The sequence below is a fragment of the Bacillus cereus group sp. N21 genome, assembly GCF_016483395.1.
Lineage (GTDB): Bacteria > Bacillota > Bacilli > Bacillales > Bacillaceae_G > Bacillus_A > Bacillus_A pseudomycoides.
This window is the reverse complement of the sequence record NZ_JAEHBX010000008.1, coordinates 21,663-41,174: the sequence shown is the minus strand read 5'-3', so window position 1 is coordinate 41,174 and position 19,512 is coordinate 21,663. Positions and strand designations below refer to the sequence as shown.

The window sequence follows — 19,512 nt, the reverse complement described above, 5'->3', positions numbered from 1 at the left end:
GCCCCCACATCTTATGTGAGGGCTTTTACGACAATTATTACGCTGCTTGTTTCTCTGAAATCTCTTTTAAATAGGCTTGTCCTTTTGCATCGTCATATTGACCTTCCCACTTAGACATAACAACAGCTGCTAAAGAGTTACCTACAACGTTAACTGCTGTACGAGCCATATCTAAAATACGGTCAATACCTGCGATAAATGCTAAACCTTCTGCTGGAATACCTACTGTACCAAGTGTCGCTAATAGTACAACGAATGATACTCCTGGTACACCGGCAATCCCTTTAGATGTAACCATTAATACAAGTAATAATGTAATTTGTTGTGTAATGGATAAATCAATACCGTACATTTGCGCTAAGAAAATTGCCGCAATCGCTTGGTATAGCGTCGATCCATCTAAGTTAAACGAGTAACCAGTTGGAATAACGAAAGATGTAATTGCTTTCGGACAACCGAATTTCTCCATTTTCTCCATCAGTTTCGGTAAAACCGTTTCTGAGCTCGCAGTAGAATACGCTAAAATCAGCTCATCTTTTAAAATTTTGAAGAATTGGAAAATATTAATCCTGAATAATTTTGCCGTAAGTCCTAATACAACTACGACGAAGAAAATCATGGATCCATAAACGACGATTACTAATTTCCCTAACGGAATTAATGAAGCTAAACCAAATGTAGAAACTGTAACACCGATTAATGCGAATACACCAAATGGTGCGAACTTCATAACTTGGTTTGTTACGTAAAACATTGCATCTGCTACGCCTTGGAAAAATTGAAGAACCGGTCGTCCTCTTTCACCAACCGCCGCAACTCCTAAACCAAATAGTACAGAGAAGAAAATAATGGCAAGCATATCGCCATCAACCAATGATTTCATAATATTCGTCGGAACGATATTTACAAATGTATCTGCAAACGAATGACTTTGCACTTGAGCTGTCGTTTCTGCATATTTAGAAATATCAGTCTTTGTTAATTGATCCATATTCACGCCTTTTCCTGGTTGAAAAATATTCGCTACCAGTAGGCCAACAACAATCGCAATCGTTGTAATAATTTCGAAGTAAATAATTGTCTTTCCGCCTAATCGACCTAGCTTTTTAACATCACCAACTCCTGCAACCCCAACAATGATGCTCGCTACGACGATTGGTACAACAATCATTTTAATTAATCGGATGAAAATATCACCAATTGGTTTTAAGTATCCTACCACTGTGCTATCGCCATAAAAAATTGCCCCAACTGCAATACCAAGCGCAAGACCTATTAAAATTTGCCATGCAAGTCCTATCCTTTTCATACTTGCTGCAACCCCCTTCTTAGATGCATTAACTCTCCCCTTCTCTCGTTCTATGAAACTAAGAAATTAAGAGTATTACATATTATTCGACAATTCACTACATTTTGTCCCTGTTAAAAATCATAAATCAAAAAATGAAATCTGACAACAAAATAAATTTGTGTGAATACAAATAATTTTCTTGACAAAAATAAAACTCATGTCAGAAAACCTAACATGAGAACGATTCCTCACTATTCACTTATAGATTTTAAAACAAAGCTTTATTGTGTAAAATGAAATCATTTTTATTCATTTTACGTGCTGCTAAAATTAAAAAATTCGATTCTTAATACCAATTTCAACTTTACAATTAGACGACAAACTCTCCTAAAATATTCTTAATTCCGACAATACTTAGCAATTTTATAAAATTTTCTTTACAGTATGATTACAACAATAGACACCCTGCTTCTTCTTATGATATATACATTCATAGGGAAAGGAGCTAGACAACAATGAAAAAATTTGCAACTTTCAGCGTTTTAGCAGCAGGAACTATTTTTGTTTCTCCGTTACTTTCACCAGTACACGCGGAAACAAATCAAGATAAATTATCTACAATTGAATCAGAATTAGAAGGACAACAAAGCGACTTACAAAATAAATCAGCAGAGAAAGAACAAATTGAAAAAGAAATACAAGAATTACAAAAAAAGATTGATGAACTAACTATTTCTATTAATAAAAATGAAGCTGATTTAAATGATACAAAGAAAGAAATTAGCAAGACTCAACAAGTCATTGCCGAGAAAAAGAAACATATTGAGCAATTACAAACAAACATAGATACACGTCAAGATGTCATTAAACAACGACTGCAATCTATGCAAGAAAAACCTCGCACAAATATCATTACGGAAGTGTTAACAAATTCAAATAACATCGCAGATCTTGTTGACAATATATATTCCGTAAGTTTGATTTTAAATAATGATACCGATATTGTAAAAAAACAAACAAGTGATCAAGAGGCTGTAACAGCAGAAAAAGAGGCTGTTGAGAAAAAGGAACAGCAATTAGAGGAATCCAAACAAAAATTAGAACATAAGCAACAAGAATTGCAAGCGAATCAACAGCAGCAACAAGCGCTCATTAACGATTTACATACGAAAGTATCCAAAGTAGATTCTGAGATTGAGGGATTAGAAGAATCCAAAAGCATTTTAGAAAATCAACGACAAGCGGTTCAAAAAGCAATTGAAGAAGAAAAACGAGCGGAAGAAGCTCGTAAAGCTGAAGAAGCACGTAAGGCAGAGGACGCAAAAAAACAATCTGCACCAACACCGCAAGATACGAACAAAGGTGGATTTATTAAGCCAGCCGCTGGTTCAAAAACTTCTGGATTCGGCGCTCGTTCCCTAGATAATCATAAAGGCATTGATATCGCAGCCGCTGGAACAGTTCCAATTATCGCCGCTGCAGACGGTGTTGTTATTCGTTCCGAATTATCATCCAGTTATGGAAATGTCGTTTACTTATCACATCGTATAAACGGAAAAACTTATACAACAGTATATGCACATATGAGCAGCCGTTCTGTATCTAATGGACAAACTGTAAAACAAGGTCAACAATTAGGATTTATGGGAAACACCGGTCAATCTTTCGGACAACATTTACATTTTGAACTTCATATTGGCGAATGGAACGTGGGTAAAACAAATGCAGTTGATCCTTCTAGTTATATCGGATTATAAAGTGAAACTTTAATCATTGTTTTTTCCTCCGCATGTGGAAATTTTGAGGCATGGGTTTTACTGGCGGATAAATAGAAGACTCGGTACATACCGAGTCTTCTATTTATCCCGAAAGCAATGGTTTTGTCCCCCAAATTTTTTTAACACTTTGTAGGCATTTTACATAAACTAAAACAAAATGCCTATTCATCTAGGGGGGATACACATGAATACAGAACAACAAGCAGAACTACAAGAAGCCCAAGAAACATATGTTGGCCGATTATTTACGCTTGGTAGTGCGATCCTATTTTTAATTGGTTCCGTTATATCAATTGCTACAGCTTATAAAACATATACTCGTTTATTAAAAACATCTACATCACAATAAATTGAAACTTTAATCAGCGAGAGTATTACTGTCCGTGAATAGCGGGATAAAATAAAAAAGGCAGGGGAATCTCCCCTCGCCTTTTTATTTTGCAAACATCTTAAATATACCAATTGCATTTAAAAATACGATTACTACTGTAATTGGAATTATATAACGTAGTAAGAAAAACCAAATGTTAAATAATGTTTTTCCCTTTGTTTCTGTAACTTCTAATTCTTTCATTAGTAAATCTTTACTCATTTTATTCGGTACAAACAATGAAATTGCTAGTACCCCTAACGGCAGCAATACATTACTTACCGTAAAGTCCACTAAGTCAAAAAATGTTTTTCCGAAAACTTTTACATCACTCATAATTCCAAATGATAGTGCAGATGGAATTCCAACCGCAAAAATTAGTAATCCAATAACAAATGATGCCGAAGGACGTTTTTTCTCATTATCTTTCGCTACAGATGCAACAACAATTTCAAGCATCGAGATTGCAGAAGTTAAGGTTGCAAAGAAGAATAAAATTAAAAACATAATAAAGAAAAATTGTCCGAATGGTATTTTCGCAAATACAGCTGGAAGAATAATGAACAATAAACCTGGTCCTTCTGTCGGTTTAACCCCTAATGCGAAAATCGCCGGGAAAATTGCTAGTCCCGCAAGCACTGTAATAAAAATCGTTAAGCTTACAATTGATGTTGCTGATTTCGCTAAATGCTCCTCTTTCTTTAAGTATGAGCTGTATGTTACCATTACCGAAGCACCTACTGTTAGTGAAAAGAAAGATTGTCCCATCGCATATAAAATCGTATCGGCTGTTAGCTTTGAAAAATCCGGTTTTAAGAAAAACTCTACACCAGCCCATGCACCATCAAGTGTAAGAGCACGAATAATAATAGCAATAAACAAAATAAATAATAGCGGCATCATATACTTACTTGCCTTTTCGATTCCTTTTTCTACACCTTTACTTACAACAAAAATAGTACAAAGCATAAAGATTAACTGAGCACCTACTGCGCTAGCAGGATTCGAAATTGTTTGTTCAAACAATTTTCCATATTCAACTGCCCCACTCCAAAAGCTTCCTGTCACACTATAATATAAATATAATAAAATCCATCCACCTACGACGCTATAAAAGGATAATACACTAAAACAAGTGACAACACCCATACGACCAATCCATGGATATAATTTACTATTTGGTACTAACAATTTATATGCAGTAACCGCTTCTTTTTGTGTACTACGACCAATAACAAACTCTGCTAAAAGAAGAGGCATACCAATAAATAAAGTTAATAATAAGAAAACTAGAAAAAACGCTCCCCCTCCGCCATTACCTGCAACGTACGGAAACTTCCATATCGCTCCAAGTCCTACTGCGGCTCCGGCTGCTGCGAGTACAAAACCTATTTTCGATGTCCATTGCTGTGTTTCTTTCATTGTAAATTCTCCTTTTCTGAATATTTCCACTTTTCTTAATTATACACTTTCATTTCATACTCGCACACCTCCTTTAGAAAATAAAAAAGCCCCCTACACGCTACTATGCATGTAGAGGACGATATATGTAATAATACCGTGGTACCACCTCGATTGGATTAAACAATCCCACTTGTTCAGGTACAGGAAAAATTCCGATACCCTATCCTTGTAACGGCGGAACCCGGGGTGCCTACTAAATAGTTCAGCATACCTCTCGCAAGCCCATTCTGTATATTTTATCGTACCAGGCTCACACCTTATCCCAGCTCTCTGAACGCATCAAATATACGTACTCTTCTTGCTCATCGATTTCATCTATTGAAGTTACTTGTGATTATAGAGTAGATTGCTATATTTGTAAAGAGGAATTTAATTTGTCCGGCTATATAAAAGGATCTGACCGCTTCTACGCATGGTCGGATGCTCTCTTCCACTTAAAAAGAAAGGTTTATCTCAGTTTTTTAATTTATATTTTAAGCAATACGTGTATTCTATTCTACACATACTCTTTCAGCTAACTCTTGTAAAAACCTTCCTCTTTTCTGCTGGTTTTGAATATACTCAAGCTTCAACACTTCTTGCAATAAAATATTCTGTTGTCTTTTTTCTAGTCTTAATTGTTTCACCTTCATCCTTACTTCATATAAGAAATCAAGATAGTCTTCATATGTCTCATCATATTTCATCGCAATATCATCCCGAATTTTTTTCGCAAGTTTTGGACTTGCACCTTCAGTAGAAACGGCAACATTGAGCTTTCCTCTATGCATAGTTGCTGGAAAATGAACATTTCCACTTTCAGGATTAGTAATCACATTCACAAGCTGGTTTAATGATGCATCTTGTGCAATATGCTCATTTAATATTGCATTACTTGTAGCTGCTACTACTAAAAATGCATCTTCTAGATCACTTTTTTCATAGTCTTTTTGAAACCAGCGAATTTTCTTTGATTCTACAAGCTTCATTAAACTCTTATCTAAACCACGACTCACTACTACTATATTCGCTCCTTCTTTTAGTAAAGGCGCGATTTTATATGATGCCACTCGGCCACCACCAATGACAACAACTCGTTTATTTCTAATTCGAACTGTAAGTGGGTACACCACGCACATCTCCCCTTAAAATTTCTTCCGTTTTCTGAATCAACATTTCTTGAAATACATGATTTTTCCCCAAATAAGGACATACATGTATACTCGAATAACTATAATTGCGAATCTCTCGTTCAATATGTTTCATTAACAATCCTGTAAATAGTAGGTAAGGAAGAACAACGATGTTCTCATTAGCTCGGTTTACAACTACTTTTAACTTTTCCTCAAATCGCGGCTCCGCTGCAGCTAAATAACATACTTCTACCTTTCCAACTTTCTCTTCTTGTTCAAACAAAGAAACAATATGCTTAATATCTTGTAACGTCTCAGGATCACTACTCCCCCTTGCAACAAGCAATAGGGTCACTTCATTTTCATACTCTTTAATGCCACTTCCCTTATACGCAGCCGATACGAGTGATTCCGAAACACCAAACGGATTCCCGTAAGTCATTACAATGTGAGGATATTTATTTTTCATTTTTTTTAACTCATTTGGGATATCTTCTTTCACATGCCCTGCTGCTAATAAAAAGACCGGAACAACAACAATTTCTGTTGCGCCTCTTCTTACGCAAGCAGCAAAGCCTTCTGAAATAAAAGGCTTTGCTAACTCTAAAAAACACAGCTCTTGAATAGGAGCTGATACACGATTCATACAAGAAGAAACCAAGTCTATCGCTTCCTCTTTCGCCTCTCGCAACCTACTTCCATGGCATATATATAACACAGCTTTCATTTTATAACACTCCGCTTACTGGATACGTAATGTCAGCCTGACGTTCAAACCAATGAATTTTTTCACGCAAACGAACAACTTCTCCAATCACAATCATACTCGGATTTTGAATCCGCTCTTTTCCAGCAATCGTTACAATTGTTCCTAACGTTCCTGTAATGGTTCGCTGAGATGATGTAGTTCCCCACTCCACAATAGCAACTGGCGTATCTTCTCCTTTTCCATGTTTCAAAAGCTGTCCACATATATAAGGAAGATTGCTTACTCCCATATAAACAGCAATCGTGTCAACACCTTTCGCTAAGTTTTCCCACTTCACTTCTTCTTCAGCCCCCTCTTTCCGATGCCCTGTCACAACAGCGAAACTTGCGCTCGCGTCCCGATGTGTAACAGGAATACCAGCATATGCTGAAGCAGCAATCCCAGCTGTAATACCAGGTACAATTTCAAACGGAATACCATGCTTTGCTAACGCTTCCGCTTCTTCACCACCTCTTCCGAATACAAATGGATCTCCACCTTTTAAACGGGTTACAATTTTTCCTTTTTTCGCATATTTAACAAGAAAAGCATGAATCGTTTCTTGTTTCATGGTGTGATAGTTTGGTAGCTTCCCACAATATATTAAGTCTGCATCTGGCTTTGCATAAGAAAGTAATTCCTTATTTACAAGACGATCATATAAAATGACATCCGCTCGTTCGATACACTTTACCCCTTTTACAGAAATTAACTCTGGATCTCCCGGCCCCGCACCAACGATATATACTTTTCCCATCATCTCTCCTCATTTCTACTATAAGGTGAAACTTCCATCCCTATTACGAATAGAAGTTACTATATAAATCCATTTTGATTTTCCAACATATAAATCACTGCTATAAAGAACAAAAGGTGACCCGCACTCGTTTTCTCTCTTTGTTTTCACTCGACATGAGGCAAGAGGAGGAGCTGACCGCTGCTATGCATGGTCGAATGCTCTCTCCCACCTAAAAAGAAAGGTTTGATATCGGTTTTTCAATTTGTATTACACTGTCTCCTGCTCACGAATGACAAATGCTGCACCTTTTCGAATCTTCTTTTTTTCATATAGAGAGATTTCCTTCACTTCTGGAAGCGGTAAAAAATACTTCTCTAATTCTACTTCCACAAGTTTAAACGCCTGTTCTTCACTTTGCGCAACAACCACTACAGGAACAACACCATTTGCCAATACTGCTTCAAAACGATACAAATCCATATTGCTCCCTCCTAAGATGCAATCACTTCTTCTAAAATATGGTTTAAGGCCCCTTGTAAATCTTCTATACCAACGCGTCCTACAAACTCATAAAATGTTTCAGCTGGCAGTTTATGTTCTTTAAAATATGTTAAAAACGATACAAGAACATTGGGAAGGTCTTCTCCATCAATCTTTCCTTTTAATTTTTGGTTATAGACACCACCATCTAATAACGTACCACCTACATAAATTTCAAATGCTTCAACAATTCCTTTTTCTTTCGTTTTCAATTTCACCCCTTGCAAACCAATGTCCGCAATTTGTCTTTGTCCACATGAATTTGGACATCCTACCATATGAATACGAACCGGAACATCTAAAGCAAGCTGTGTATCTAAATAATCTGCAATATTACGTAGTCTTTCTTTCGTTTCTACTAATGCAAGGTTACAATACTCAATACCTGTGCATGATACCGCATATCCGATGAAAGATTTTGGACTTGCAGAAATAGATTCAAATAAAGGTTCTTTTAACAGTCCTTCTATATTACCTTTCGGAACATTCGGAATAATGAGGTTTTGTGAGTTGCATGTACGAATTTCACCATTTCCGTACTGTTTCGCAATTCTAGCAATTTCAAAGAACTCCTCAGAGTGTAAGCGACCAACCGGTACGTTAAAACCAACGTATGATAAATCCCCTTGTTTTTGCTTATGAACACCGTAGAAATATCCCGCATTCCATCCTTTTAAAGCATCCTTCCCCTTATCATGTAAATGTCCTGTATATTCTAATAATTTTTCTTTGAATTTTTCCGGTCCCCAATCCGCAACTAAGAATTTCAAACGTGCCAAATGTCGTTTTTCACGATATCCAAAATCACGGAAAACAGTAGCAATTGCAATCGCAACTGTTTTCACTTGCCCAGGAAGTATGAATAAATCTAGTTCTTGTGCTAAATACGGACGGGCAGATAACCCCCCGCCTACTCGTAAATGAAATCCCTCCACCGTTTTTCCATCAATCTCTTTTGTAGCCGGAATGAAGGCAGCACAGTTAATTTCAGCATTTGCTGCATTATATACGTTTGTGCTGATCGACATTTTAAACTTTCGAGGTAAGTTTGAAAATTCTTCATTATGTTGAAAGAAATCATATACCTCTTTTACAATTGGCGCTGTATCAAATAGTTCATCACCATCAATACCAGCAAGGGGGTTCCCAATAATATTTCTTGTAATATCACCACAAGCTCCCGCTGATGATAATCCTACTTTTTCTAAGCGGTTAAAAATATCTGGTATTTGACCAATTTCAAGCCAATGGAATTGAATCGCCTGTCTTGTAGTAATATCAAGAACATCACGACCATAATCTTCCGCAATTGAAGCCAATACCTCCACTTGTTCATTCGTTAAAATACCAGAAGGAATATTAACGCGCATCATAAAATACCCTGCCTCTTTTGGACGTTGTAAATATAACCCCGCCCACTTAAATGAATCCCACTCTTCTTTCGGAATAGAATCAAATCCATTTTCAGCATAATACGGAATAGCTTTAAAGATTTCTAAGCCATCTTTTTCTAATTTCTTTTTCTCTGTAGCATTTAACTTTTCATTGTTTGCCCACACTTTGTCATAACTCATTTTTATTCCCCCTATATAAAGCTACGCTCTTGTAAGTAACCGATGATTTGTTCTGCACATTGTTCAATCGAATAAAGATGCGTTTCTACAACCACTTCTGCTCCAAACGGCTCTTCATATGGCGAATCAATGCCGGTAAATTGCTTAATATCGCCTTGCCTCGCTTTTTTATAGAGCCCTTTCGGATCACGTTTCTCACATTCTTCTATTGGACACTTTACAAACACTTCGAGAAATTCGTCCTTTTCAAGAATATCCCTTACTTGCTGGCGATCCACTCGAAATGGAGAAATAAATGCTGTTAATACAATTGTCCCTTGATCTACAAATAACTTCGCCACTTCACCAATACGACGAATATTTTCTGTCCGATCACTTTCGGAAAATCCTAAATCTTTATTTAAACCATGACGAATATTATCGCCATCGAGTACATAATTACCAATATTTTTTTCAAATAATTTTCGGGCAACCGCATTTGCTACTGTTGATTTTCCAGAAGCTGATAAGCCTGTGAACCAAAGGACAAAACTGTGGTGACCACTTTTCTTTCGTCTTTCCTCTTTTAAAACAGATGCTGTATGCCAAGTGATATTTGTTTCCATCCTACTCTCTCCTTATTTTGTAACGACTTCTTTTTGTAAACCACGAATTAATATTTCTATAACTTCTTTACGGCTAAATTCACTTGGTGGAATTTCTCCATTTCGCAACATTTCTCTTACTTTCGTCCCTGATAAAATAACATGTTCTTCTTTACTGTGCGGACATGTTTTTGTAGAGGCCATCGCCTCACATTTTGTACAGTAAAAACTATGTTCAAAGAAGAGTGGTGCAATCCCTAACTCTTCTACTGTAAAATTCGTAAAAATCTCTTGCGCTTCGTACGTACCGTAATAATTTCCTACCCCAGCATGATCACGTCCCACAATGAAGTGTGTACAACCAAAGTTTTTTCTAACCAGTGCGTGAAATATCGCTTCACGTGGTCCCGCATAGCGCATTGCTGCTGGAAAAACACTTAAAAAGACACGGTCACTCGGATAATAATTTTTCAAAAGCACTTCATAACTTTCCATACGTACATCAGCTGGAATATCATCTGATTTCGTTTCACCAACGAGCGGATTTAAAAATAAGCCATCTACAATTTCCAGTGCAGACTTTTGAATATATTCATGTGCACGATGAACAGGATTTCTCGTTTGAAAACCTACCACTGTTTTCCAGCCACGTTTTGCAAACTCTGCACGTGTTTCACTTGGATCTAAATGATAAGAAGCAAACTTATCATTTTCACAACGCTTCACAAGCGTAATTGTTCCTCCAACATAAACATTTGGTCGATCATATAACTTTTTCACACCTGGATGGGTAGTATCAGTCGTTTTATAAACAAGCAATGCTTCCTTGTCTTTATCCGGTGTAAAAATATCTTCTATTTGAATCACACCATATGTGGTCCTTTCTTTGACAAGACGAACCTCTTCACCAATTTTTAATTGCTTCGCCTTCTCTTCTGTTATTGGTAGTGTAATAGGTATACTCCATACATCACCACTTACTAAACGCATGTTTTCTATAACAGATTGATAATCTTTCTTCCCTAAAAATCCAGTAAGCGGGCTATAACCACCTATTGCAATAAGCTCTAAATCACTTAAAGCAATTTTGTCCAATTCAATTTCTTTTGTAATCCCCTTTATTTCATATGTTTCATCAATACGATTTACTAATATTTTGGTTTTACTCATTCCCCTGTCCGCCTCTTTCACATATATTTAAAATCAACCATGTTCTTATTGATCATGAAGGCCACATTCCGTTTTCATCTTTCCAACCCATCGTCCATCCCTTGAATCTCGCCCCTCTCCCACAGGCAACGTACATTTTTCACACCCTATACTTGGGTAACCCATGTCGTGCAATGGATTATAAGGCAAATCATGCTTATATACATAACGCCACACTTCCTTCCACGTCCAATGAATAAGCGGACAAATTTTAATAGATTGGAAGCGGTGATCCTGATTTATAAACCTTGTATGTTTACGCGTTTCAGATTGTTCCCTTCTTAGCCCTGATATCCACGCTTTTCCATTCGATAAAGATTCTTCAAGTGATAAAATTTTCCTTAATTTACAACAAAGATTCGGATTATGTTCCCACAAACGATCCCCATGCTTTTTTGCTTGCTCCTCAAGCGTTAGCGAGGGTTGCTTTTCAATAATTTCAAGATCTGGAAACCTTTCGCGCACCCGCTTAATTAAATCGTATGTTTCTTGAAAATGAACGTTTGTATCTAAAAATACAACTTTTGCAGATGGATTTACTTGGTTTATAAGATGTAACAACACCATCCCCTCTACACCAAAGCTACATGCGTATACAATTTCGTTTTCATAATGTTTATAGGCCCACTCTAATACTTGTAACGCTCCTTTTGTTTCATCTTTCTCAAAAAAAGAAACGAAATCCTCTTTCCACGTTTCATACGTCAGCATGTTCTCCCCCCCTGTAACGCAAAAAGACGGTTTTAACCTAATAAAATAGATTAAAACCGCCTCTAGTTTTTCTAGTCAGCGCTTTTTACTTTAAGCGTACCTTTTCACTTTTTTCAAGCTGAATCACTTTTCCATCTTGCACAACAATTGTAATAGAACCATATTTCATATCCGCAAGCATCGTTTGAATTTTCTCAGCTACTTCGTCAAAATGTCCACGCACTCCCACGAACAGCCCCCCTTTTTATTCATAAAAAAAATCTTTTCCATTTCGAAAAGACTGTTCGGTAATATATTTACCTTATCTTTCAAAATGGATGCCATTTTGCTGGACTTAGCACCTTGCTTCTTATAAGCAGGTTGCTGAGCTTCGTAGGGCCAGTTCCCTCCGCTTCTCTTGATAAGCTTTGTATTTGTATTTTATCATAATTCTGATTTTTTCAATCCTAGTTTTCCGATATATTTTATATTTTTTAAAAGGGGTTGCTCTATTTGAACAACTCCTTTTATCATTACACAAGCTCTTTTATACGTATGCGATCGTTCCCAATTATATTTTCATATGTTTCACGTTCAACAACAATTTGTGATGCCCCGCCTTTTGCAAATACTACAGCCGGTCTGCGAATACGATTATAATTATTAGCCATAGAATATCCATATGCTCCTGTACAAGAGATCGCTAACAAATCTGCTGTAGCAACTTGCGGCAGTTCTATATCCCAAATAAGCATATCTCCACTCTCACAACACTTTCCAGCAATTGAAACAACTTCTTCAGCCTCTTCTTTCCCTCGATTTGCTAGCATCGCCTCATAACGAGCTCCATATAAAGCTGGTCTTAAATTATCTGTCATTCCCCCATCGACTGACACATATTTACGAATGCCAGGGATATCTTTTACAGCTCCTACTGTATAAATTGTTGTTCCTGCATCCCCAACAATACTACGACCTGGTTCAATCCATATTTCAGGAAGTGGATAATTATTTCTTGTAAATTGTTCTCTCACTGCATCTGTTACAGCATGCACATATGTTTCAAGGGTAAGTGGTGTATCAGCTTCCGTATAACGAATACCAAAACCTCCACCAACATTTAACACCGTTACAACATAACCAGTCTGCTCCCTTATCTCTTCTAAAAAATTATGCAATACTTCAACCGCTCGAACAAATCCTGCTGTTTCAAAAATTTGTGACCCAATATGTGAATGAATACCTAACACATTATAATTTGATTTCTCTAGCGCTATTCGAATCGCCTGCATTGCCTGACCAGCCGAAACTCCAAAACCAAATTTCGAATCATCTTGCCCTGTTGTAATATATTCATGTGTATGCGCCTCTACTCCAGGTGTAACTCGAATTAATATATTTACAATTTTTCCATACTGCTGTGCTAAGTCATGTAATATTTCCATTTCAAAGAAATTATCTACCACAAAGCAGCCAACATCTGCTTGCAGCGCCATGACAATCTCTTCTTCGGTCTTATTATTACCATGAAAATGAATGCGTGATGCAGGAAAACCAGCTTGCAAAGCAGTATACAATTCGCCCCCAGAAACAACATCTAAAGACATATTTTCTTCACGAGCTACTCGGCACATCTCCATGCACAAGAACGCTTTACTTGCATACGCTACTTGGTAAGAGAATCCACTTTCCTGGAAAGCACGATGAAACGCGCGGCATTTTTCCCGAATAGAAGCCTCATCGTATACATAAAGTGGGGTCCCATACTGTTTAGCTAGCTGCGTTGTATCGCATCCTCCAATTTCTAAGTGTCCTTGCTCATTGATTCGGCTTGTGCCGTGTAAATACATTTGAATTCCTCCCTTATTTCCTCTAAAACTCATAACCCCAATCTTCTTCTATTCATTGCAGCGCGTTTTTAGATAAAGTGAAACTTTAATCAGTGGGAGTTTCATCCCCAATGATTATTAGCCTTCACCAATCGGGCTTTAACGGGCAGTTGATCCTCCACCTAACTTCTTTGTTTTCTCAGAATGTTAAGATATGAGATCCTACTGCCCGTTAAAGCGGGGTAAACAAAAAACGCGCGGAACAATGTTCACACGCGTTTCTTATTAGGAATAATGTATCATGAAAAAATAAACGAGTTGTTATCTTCTCAAATAAGAAACCGCATCAACATCTCCAAATAGCTCTCCATAAAATAAAATCTTATGACAGTACTACATTTATTCAATGCAGTCCCAATATATGAATGACGTGGTCACTCTTATATTTCGGCAATAGTCCCTTTCAGTCTATGATCACAGATTCCACTAAATCTCCCATAGCTTACTCTTTCCTATCGCGGCCTCTACCTTTGAGAGTAGATGAGGTAAGTCTATTTAATTTTCAAACATCTTATATTGGTATTAACAATACCAAACGAATAAATTATTTGTCAAACAATTTTTCACATTGTTTTTTTACAATTTAATTTCGTATCATCTGGTAAGCGCTTTATATCTATTTTTTTCACAGTCCATTCTCCCTCATCATTATTAAACGTAATTCTTATTTTTTCGAATGGCGGAAGTACTTTCCCACCTATGGCTTCATATTTCGTCACTTCAATTACCGCTTGAAATAAATATGTACCACTATACATTTTTTTCAAACTAACAATCTTCGGGCATTCATACGGTTTTTGTTTCCCATAATGCTTCTCAATCGCTACATTTATTTGCGGAAACAAAACGGAATAAAGAGCATCTTCTAATAATGGCGCATCATATTGTGCAGCAAAAACTGTAGGGGTAGAAAAGAATAAAAAACCACTACATATGAAACAAAATAACTTTTTCATCATAACCTCCGTATCAAAATGCGATATGGTTATTGTCTCCGTTTTCTCTTTTTCTAACCAATTCTTATAAAAATTATCCACAATTCTGCTTTGTTTTCGTATAATAGTACATAAAGATATACGACTGTTCGTATATTTAAAGTGAAACTTCTATCATTAGAACTACAATCACTAGAACCGTCACTTACAGTAGGAGAGGAGTATGTTATGCTACAACATTTGTTTCCAAAATTACGATTTGCACTTGTTGCAGTCGTTTTATTATGGATAAAAACATATATAGTGTACAAGCTAGCCTTCGATATCAAAATTGATAGCTTCTTTGAAGAAATGATGCTTTTGTTTAATCCAATTGCTTCATTGCTTTTATTTTTTGGTCTAGCTTTATTAGCATCAAAGTATCGAAATCGAATTATTATTGGAATCAGCTTTTTGCTGTCATTTATTTTATTTGGAAACGCGATGTTCTACGGTTTTTATAATGACTTTGTCACATTCCCTGTTTTATTCCAAACAAATAACATGGCTGATTTAGGAACCAGTATTAAAGAACTATTTACGTACAAGACATTACTTCTATTTGCGGATGCAATTATTCTAATGTTTATTTTACGTAAGTTCCCGAAATTTTGTGATAATACGCCACTATCCCGCTCTGAAAAACAAAGCTTTTTTAGTGGTATAACAGCTCTGTTAGCATTGCAAGTTATTGTTTCTGTCGTTCATAAACCGCAGTTATTTTCACACTCTTTTGATCGTCAAACCGTTGTGAAAAATCTAGGTTTATACACATATCATCTATTTGACATTACACTTCAGTCTAAATCTTCTGCAGAGCGTGTATTTGCAAGTGGAGACGGTTTTTCTGAGATTAAAAACTACGTGAATTCAAAAGATAAACAAGCTGATAAAAGTTTATTTGGAGTTGCAAAAGGAAAAAATGTCATTTTAATTTCAATGGAATCCACACAAAATTTTGTTATCAACAAAAAAATAAATGGAAAAGAAATTACTCCATTTTTAAATCAATTTATAAAAGATAGTTATTACTTCGATAACTTTTATCATCAAACTGGACAAGGAAAAACATCCGATGCCGAATTTATTGTAGAAAATTCATTATATCCATTAGACCGTGGCTCTGTATTCTTTACACATGCAAACAATGAGTACACAGCAACTCCTGAGCAGTTAAAAAAATATGGATATTATTCCGCAGTCTTCCATTCGAATGATAAAACTTTCTGGAATCGTGATGTAATGTATCCAGCACTCGGATACGATCGTTATTTTAACCTAAATGATTATACAGGAACAGAACAAATGTCTGTTGGATGGGGACTAAAAGATAAAGAGTTCTTTGAACAATCGATCTCCAAGCTTAAATCTTTACCACAACCGTTTTATACAAAATTTATTACATTAACAAATCATTTCCCATTTCTTTTAAATCCAGACGATCAATATATTAATGAGTATAATTCTGAGAGTGGTGTACTAAATCGTTATTTCCCAACCGTTCGCTATACAGATGAATCTCTGAAACTATTTATCAATCGATTAAAAGATGAAGGGTTATACGATAACTCAGTTATTGTTATTTACGGAGATCATTACGGTATTTCTGAAAATCATAATGCTGCTATGGCACAATTTCTCGGTAAAGAATCCATAACTCCATTTGATTCGATGCAATTGCAACGTGTACCACTTATTATTCATGTACCTGGTCAAGAAGGAAAAGTTATTTCTAAAGTATCTGGACAAATCGATATAAAACCAACATTGCTCCATTTACTTGGTGTCAAAACAAACCAATCCATTGAGTTTGGTACCGATTTATTTGCAAAAAATGAGCATCCACTTATGATTATGCGTGATGGTAGTTTCGTAACAAACGATTATGTTTATACAAAAAATATGTGCTATAAAAAAAGCACAGGTGAATCTATTGATTTAGCAATTTGCCAGCCATATATTGAAAAATCAAAAACAGAATTAAGTTATTCTGATAAACTTATCTATGGCGATTTATTACGATTTGATCCTAACAATAAATACAAAACGGGAACAATGATAACTAAATTTGAATAACCCTAAAAGCAACCTTAAATGATAACAATTTAAGGTTGCTTATTTCTTAATTAAATTTTTACCCTTTCATAAACATGATGATCTTATCTAACAAAATCTCTCCCCCAACTCAAAGCTCAGTAGAATTGAACTCCCCCCCACCTTCACTTCGTTTAGAGGAGGGGGTCTTCTCGGTTAAAATGATAAAAAAGTTAGACAAGGGATAAACTACTCATGAAAGCCTGCCTTAATGAACCACATCACTGAATACGATTTCACTTGATGAAATCTTTCACAAAATGGGAATTTTTTCGTACGTGGAAAGAAATTTATGTTATGATAAAACAAGTAAACTTTCATACACTAATTAAGAATTTATTACAGAAAGCAAGGGATCAGATTTTGTATAGAGCAGCAATTCCAAACTTATTTACGCTCGGAAATTTATACAGTGGATTTTTATCAATCGGCTATGCATCTTTAGGGTATTATAAACCAGCTGCTATTTTAGTACTAATCGGGATGATGTTAGATAGTCTTGATGGTCGGGTTGCTCGTTTATTGCGTGTTGATTCACAAATGGGAAAAGAACTTGATTCACTCGCAGATGTTGTAACATTCGGTGCTGCGCCTGCAGTTTTAATGTACTACACTTCCTTTTCCAATTACGGAATTATCGGACTATACATAGCAGGCCTATTCCCTCTGTTCGGAGCATATCGCTTAGCAAGATTCAATGTAACGCCTTCCTCTACTTCTATGAAATATTTCACTGGCGTTCCTATTACTGCAGCAGGAGGACTTGTTGCCTTCTTAACATTGTTTTCACATACCATTCCAAAAATTGTCCTCATTACAGTATTTGTAACGTTTGCATTTTTAATGGTAAGCCGTATTCGCATCCCAAGTTTAAAAGATGTGCCAATTCCACGATACAGTATCATTGTTACACTATTTTTAATTGGCAGTATTTATACAATGTATAAAACAAGTTTTGGCAACATTTCAGTATTTCTATTCATTGCTATTCCACTTTATATTTTGTTTATGTTATCTCAATTTATTAGGCAAAGACCTTCTCATAAAAAACGAGCAAATAAAGAAAAATAGAAAGAACCCTTCCAGTTGGAAGGGTTCTTTCTATTTTGTAACAAATTCCTTTTGGTTTACAGGTGTTAATGGTTCTTCTCCTTCTAATACAGCTAAAATGTTACGCACTGCCATTTCAGCCATAGCGTCACGAGTTTCAAATGTTGCGTTTCCAACATGCGGAGTAAGGACAACATTTTTCAGTCCCTTTAATCTCTCTGTAATTTTCGGTTCAAACTCAAATACATCAAGAGCTGCCCCTTCAATTTCATTTGTCTCTAACGCATGAGCAAGCGCTAGTTCATTCATAATTGGACCACGTGCTGCATTTATAATATATGCAGTTTTCTTCATCATTTTAAATTGTTCTTCATTAATCATATGATGAAGACTTGGATTATACGCACAATTAATCGTAATAAAGTCTGCTGTTTGTAATAGTTCTTCTAATGTTACATATGTTGCTTCTATTTCACTTTCTGTCTCATACTTACGGTTTGGACCTGTATAAATCACATTCATTCCAAATGCTTTTGCACGTTTCGCAACTGCTTTTCCAATTTCACCAAGACCGATGATTCCAATTGTTTTCCCATATACTTCTCGGCCGAGGAAAAAGAGTGGTGCCCAGCCATTAAATCCCACTGTACGACATAGTGTATCTCCTTCTGGAATTCGTCTTGCAGCCGCTAAAAGAATAGCAAATGTTAACTCTGCTGTTGCTTCTGTTGAAACTTTCGGTGTATTTGTAACTACAACTCCTTTTTCTGCTGCATACTTGTAAGCAATATTATCGTAACCTGCACCATAGTTGGCAATAATTTTCAAATTTGATGCTGCATCAATCACTTCTTTTGTTACCTTTGTAGAAAGTAAACTTAACAGTGCATCTTTATCCTTAACTCGCTTTGCTAATTCTTCGGTACTGATTAACTCTTCTTTGTCATACATTTCTATTTCATGATTTTGTAATAACTGTAATCCGATTTCTGGAATATTTCCTGCTACTAATATTTTCGCCATTACTAAGCACCTCTTCTATTTAAAAATGAGAACTTCCTTACATTTTATTGTAAGAAATCTATGTCAAAAAAGCCAAGAAATTTGATTACAGTTTTGAAAATCGACACTTTTTCTCATAAGAAAAGGGGAGATGGATATCTCCCCTTTTACTTATTGTTCTTCACTAGATTGTTTTCCCAGCTTTGCATCAATCGTTCCCTCTGCTACCGTATCACTAATTTGTTCTTGTACTACAGAATCAACTTCCTCGTTTGTTTGGGAAGTATAACTTTGATTCGTCACTTTCATACTCTGTTTATTATTTTGTTTTACCATTTAAAACCCTCCTTTATCATTCTTTCTTATTTTGAGCAAAAAGAAAGGTTTTCATCACGAAATCATGT

19 protein-coding genes, 2 riboswitches and 1 other annotated feature are annotated in these 19,512 nt (G+C 36.0%); of the genes, 4 read left to right on the top strand and 15 right to left on the bottom strand.

The features are described from left to right. Window positions 1-37: 37 nt before the first annotated feature. The gene (gltP, locus tag JDS96_RS06765; protein WP_003196226.1) at window positions 38-1,309 is read right to left on the bottom strand and encodes a glutamate/aspartate:proton symporter GltP; all 1,272 of its coding nucleotides are present in this window, start codon (window positions 1,307-1,309) and stop codon (window positions 38-40) included. A 497-nt stretch (window positions 1,310-1,806) separates the two neighbouring features. Here gltP and JDS96_RS06760 point away from each other — a divergent pair, with 497 nt between their 5' ends. Further along, window positions 1,807-3,048, top strand: coding sequence for a murein hydrolase activator EnvC family protein (locus tag JDS96_RS06760; RefSeq protein WP_003196224.1), 1,242 nt, complete (start codon window positions 1,807-1,809; stop codon window positions 3,046-3,048). Between the two features lie 205 nt (window positions 3,049-3,253). Next, window positions 3,254-3,418, top strand: coding sequence for a hypothetical protein (locus tag JDS96_RS06755; RefSeq protein WP_003206306.1), 165 nt, complete (start codon window positions 3,254-3,256; stop codon window positions 3,416-3,418). Window positions 3,419-3,502: 84 nt separating this feature from the next. Here the strand turns inward: JDS96_RS06755 and JDS96_RS06750 are convergent, their stop codons facing one another. The 12 genes from JDS96_RS06750 to JDS96_RS06695 form a co-directional block, all read right to left on the bottom strand. Further along, a complete protein-coding gene (locus JDS96_RS06750) occupies window positions 3,503-4,861 on the bottom strand; it encodes a sodium-dependent transporter (RefSeq protein ID WP_018764225.1) in 1,359 nt (452 codons plus the stop codon). 111 nt (window positions 4,862-4,972) lie between these two features. Beyond that, window positions 4,973-5,218: a binding site (T-box leader), on the bottom strand. A gap of 176 nt (window positions 5,219-5,394) precedes the next feature. Continuing rightward, window positions 5,395-6,012 carry an NAD(P)-binding protein gene (locus JDS96_RS06745; RefSeq protein ID WP_199666434.1) on the bottom strand — a complete coding sequence of 206 codons (618 nt, stop codon included), beginning with the start codon at window positions 6,010-6,012 and terminating at the stop codon, window positions 5,395-5,397. Further along, window positions 5,987-6,742 (bottom strand): sirohydrochlorin chelatase, encoded by a 756-nt coding sequence (locus JDS96_RS06740; RefSeq protein WP_199666433.1) that lies wholly within the window; start codon window positions 6,740-6,742, stop codon window positions 5,987-5,989. Before JDS96_RS06740 ends, JDS96_RS06745 begins: the two co-directional genes overlap by 26 nt. Before the next feature lies 1 nt (window position 6,743). Then, on the bottom strand, window positions 6,744-7,520 hold the full coding sequence (gene cobA / locus JDS96_RS06735) for a uroporphyrinogen-III C-methyltransferase (protein WP_199666432.1): 777 nt from the start codon (window positions 7,518-7,520) through the stop codon (window positions 6,744-6,746). 249 nt (window positions 7,521-7,769) lie between these two features. Further along, a complete protein-coding gene (locus JDS96_RS06730; RefSeq protein WP_003196212.1) occupies window positions 7,770-7,982 on the bottom strand; it encodes a DUF3906 family protein in 213 nt (70 codons plus the stop codon). Between the two features lie 11 nt (window positions 7,983-7,993). After that, window positions 7,994-9,616: a nitrite/sulfite reductase gene (locus JDS96_RS06725; protein WP_199666431.1), complete on the bottom strand. Its 1,623-nt coding sequence runs from the start codon at window positions 9,614-9,616 to the stop codon at window positions 7,994-7,996. An 11-nt stretch (window positions 9,617-9,627) separates the two neighbouring features. Next, window positions 9,628-10,221: an adenylyl-sulfate kinase gene (cysC, locus tag JDS96_RS06720; protein WP_003196208.1), complete on the bottom strand. Its 594-nt coding sequence runs from the start codon at window positions 10,219-10,221 to the stop codon at window positions 9,628-9,630. 12 nt (window positions 10,222-10,233) lie between these two features. Next, window positions 10,234-11,370, bottom strand: coding sequence for a sulfate adenylyltransferase (gene sat, locus JDS96_RS06715; protein ID WP_199666430.1), 1,137 nt, complete (start codon window positions 11,368-11,370; stop codon window positions 10,234-10,236). Window positions 11,371-11,415: 45 nt separating this feature from the next. Further along, window positions 11,416-12,120, bottom strand: coding sequence for a phosphoadenylyl-sulfate reductase (locus JDS96_RS06710; RefSeq protein WP_199666429.1), 705 nt, complete (start codon window positions 12,118-12,120; stop codon window positions 11,416-11,418). 85 nt (window positions 12,121-12,205) lie between these two features. Next, window positions 12,206-12,349 carry a YezD family protein gene (locus tag JDS96_RS06705; RefSeq protein WP_003196202.1) on the bottom strand — a complete coding sequence of 48 codons (144 nt, stop codon included), beginning with the start codon at window positions 12,347-12,349 and terminating at the stop codon, window positions 12,206-12,208. A gap of 69 nt (window positions 12,350-12,418) precedes the next feature. After that, a riboswitch (SAM riboswitch) is annotated at window positions 12,419-12,527 on the bottom strand. A 105-nt stretch (window positions 12,528-12,632) separates the two neighbouring features. Continuing rightward, window positions 12,633-13,949 (bottom strand): diaminopimelate decarboxylase, encoded by a 1,317-nt coding sequence (gene lysA / locus JDS96_RS06700; RefSeq protein ID WP_033795979.1) that lies wholly within the window; start codon window positions 13,947-13,949, stop codon window positions 12,633-12,635. 331 nt (window positions 13,950-14,280) lie between these two features. Next, window positions 14,281-14,463, bottom strand: a riboswitch (Lysine riboswitch). An 88-nt stretch (window positions 14,464-14,551) separates the two neighbouring features. Further along, window positions 14,552-14,944: a DUF3888 domain-containing protein gene (locus JDS96_RS06695; protein WP_018764216.1), complete on the bottom strand. Its 393-nt coding sequence runs from the start codon at window positions 14,942-14,944 to the stop codon at window positions 14,552-14,554. Between the two features lie 207 nt (window positions 14,945-15,151). On the opposite strand from JDS96_RS06695, the gene JDS96_RS06690 reads away from it, so the two are divergent. Beyond that, the gene (locus JDS96_RS06690) at window positions 15,152-17,038 is read left to right on the top strand and encodes an LTA synthase family protein (protein WP_199666428.1); all 1,887 of its coding nucleotides are present in this window, start codon (window positions 15,152-15,154) and stop codon (window positions 17,036-17,038) included. 381 nt (window positions 17,039-17,419) lie between these two features. Next, the gene (gene pssA / locus JDS96_RS06685; RefSeq protein ID WP_026008425.1) at window positions 17,420-18,127 is read left to right on the top strand and encodes a CDP-diacylglycerol--serine O-phosphatidyltransferase; all 708 of its coding nucleotides are present in this window, start codon (window positions 17,420-17,422) and stop codon (window positions 18,125-18,127) included. A 30-nt stretch (window positions 18,128-18,157) separates the two neighbouring features. On the opposite strand, the gene JDS96_RS06680 is transcribed toward pssA, so the two are convergent. After that, window positions 18,158-19,129: a 2-hydroxyacid dehydrogenase family protein gene (locus JDS96_RS06680; RefSeq protein ID WP_003196192.1), complete on the bottom strand. Its 972-nt coding sequence runs from the start codon at window positions 19,127-19,129 to the stop codon at window positions 18,158-18,160. Window positions 19,130-19,279: 150 nt separating this feature from the next. Continuing rightward, a complete protein-coding gene (locus JDS96_RS06675) occupies window positions 19,280-19,444 on the bottom strand; it encodes a DUF4025 domain-containing protein (protein WP_003196190.1) in 165 nt (54 codons plus the stop codon). Between the last annotated feature and the right edge of the window lie 68 nt (window positions 19,445-19,512).

Excerpts from the sequence above, each read along its gene's own strand:
- gltP (WP_003196226.1), bottom strand. The coding sequence starts at position 1,309 with ATGAAAAGGATAGGACTTGCATGGCAAATTTTAATAGGTCTTGCGCTT.
- JDS96_RS06760 (WP_003196224.1), top strand. The coding sequence starts at position 1,807 with ATGAAAAAATTTGCAACTTTCAGCGTTTTAGCAGCAGGAACTATTTTT.
- JDS96_RS06755 (WP_003206306.1), top strand. The coding sequence starts at position 3,254 with ATGAATACAGAACAACAAGCAGAACTACAAGAAGCCCAAGAAACATAT.
- JDS96_RS06750 (WP_018764225.1), bottom strand. The coding sequence starts at position 4,861 with ATGAAAGAAACACAGCAATGGACATCGAAAATAGGTTTTGTACTCGCA.
- JDS96_RS06740 (WP_199666433.1), bottom strand. The coding sequence starts at position 6,742 with ATGAAAGCTGTGTTATATATATGCCATGGAAGTAGGTTGCGAGAGGCG.
- cobA (WP_199666432.1), bottom strand. The coding sequence starts at position 7,520 with ATGGGAAAAGTATATATCGTTGGTGCGGGGCCGGGAGATCCAGAGTTA.
- JDS96_RS06730 (WP_003196212.1), bottom strand. The coding sequence starts at position 7,982 with ATGGATTTGTATCGTTTTGAAGCAGTATTGGCAAATGGTGTTGTTCCT.
- JDS96_RS06725 (WP_199666431.1), bottom strand. The coding sequence starts at position 9,616 with ATGAGTTATGACAAAGTGTGGGCAAACAATGAAAAGTTAAATGCTACA.
- cysC (WP_003196208.1), bottom strand. The coding sequence starts at position 10,221 with ATGGAAACAAATATCACTTGGCATACAGCATCTGTTTTAAAAGAGGAA.
- sat (WP_199666430.1), bottom strand. The coding sequence starts at position 11,370 with ATGAGTAAAACCAAAATATTAGTAAATCGTATTGATGAAACATATGAA.
- JDS96_RS06710 (WP_199666429.1), bottom strand. The coding sequence starts at position 12,120 with ATGCTGACGTATGAAACGTGGAAAGAGGATTTCGTTTCTTTTTTTGAG.
- lysA (WP_033795979.1), bottom strand. The coding sequence starts at position 13,949 with ATGTATTTACACGGCACAAGCCGAATCAATGAGCAAGGACACTTAGAA.
- JDS96_RS06695 (WP_018764216.1), bottom strand. The coding sequence starts at position 14,944 with ATGAAAAAGTTATTTTGTTTCATATGTAGTGGTTTTTTATTCTTTTCT.
- JDS96_RS06690 (WP_199666428.1), top strand. The coding sequence starts at position 15,152 with ATGCTACAACATTTGTTTCCAAAATTACGATTTGCACTTGTTGCAGTC.
- JDS96_RS06680 (WP_003196192.1), bottom strand. The coding sequence starts at position 19,129 with ATGGCGAAAATATTAGTAGCAGGAAATATTCCAGAAATCGGATTACAG.
- JDS96_RS06675 (WP_003196190.1), bottom strand. The coding sequence starts at position 19,444 with ATGGTAAAACAAAATAATAAACAGAGTATGAAAGTGACGAATCAAAGT.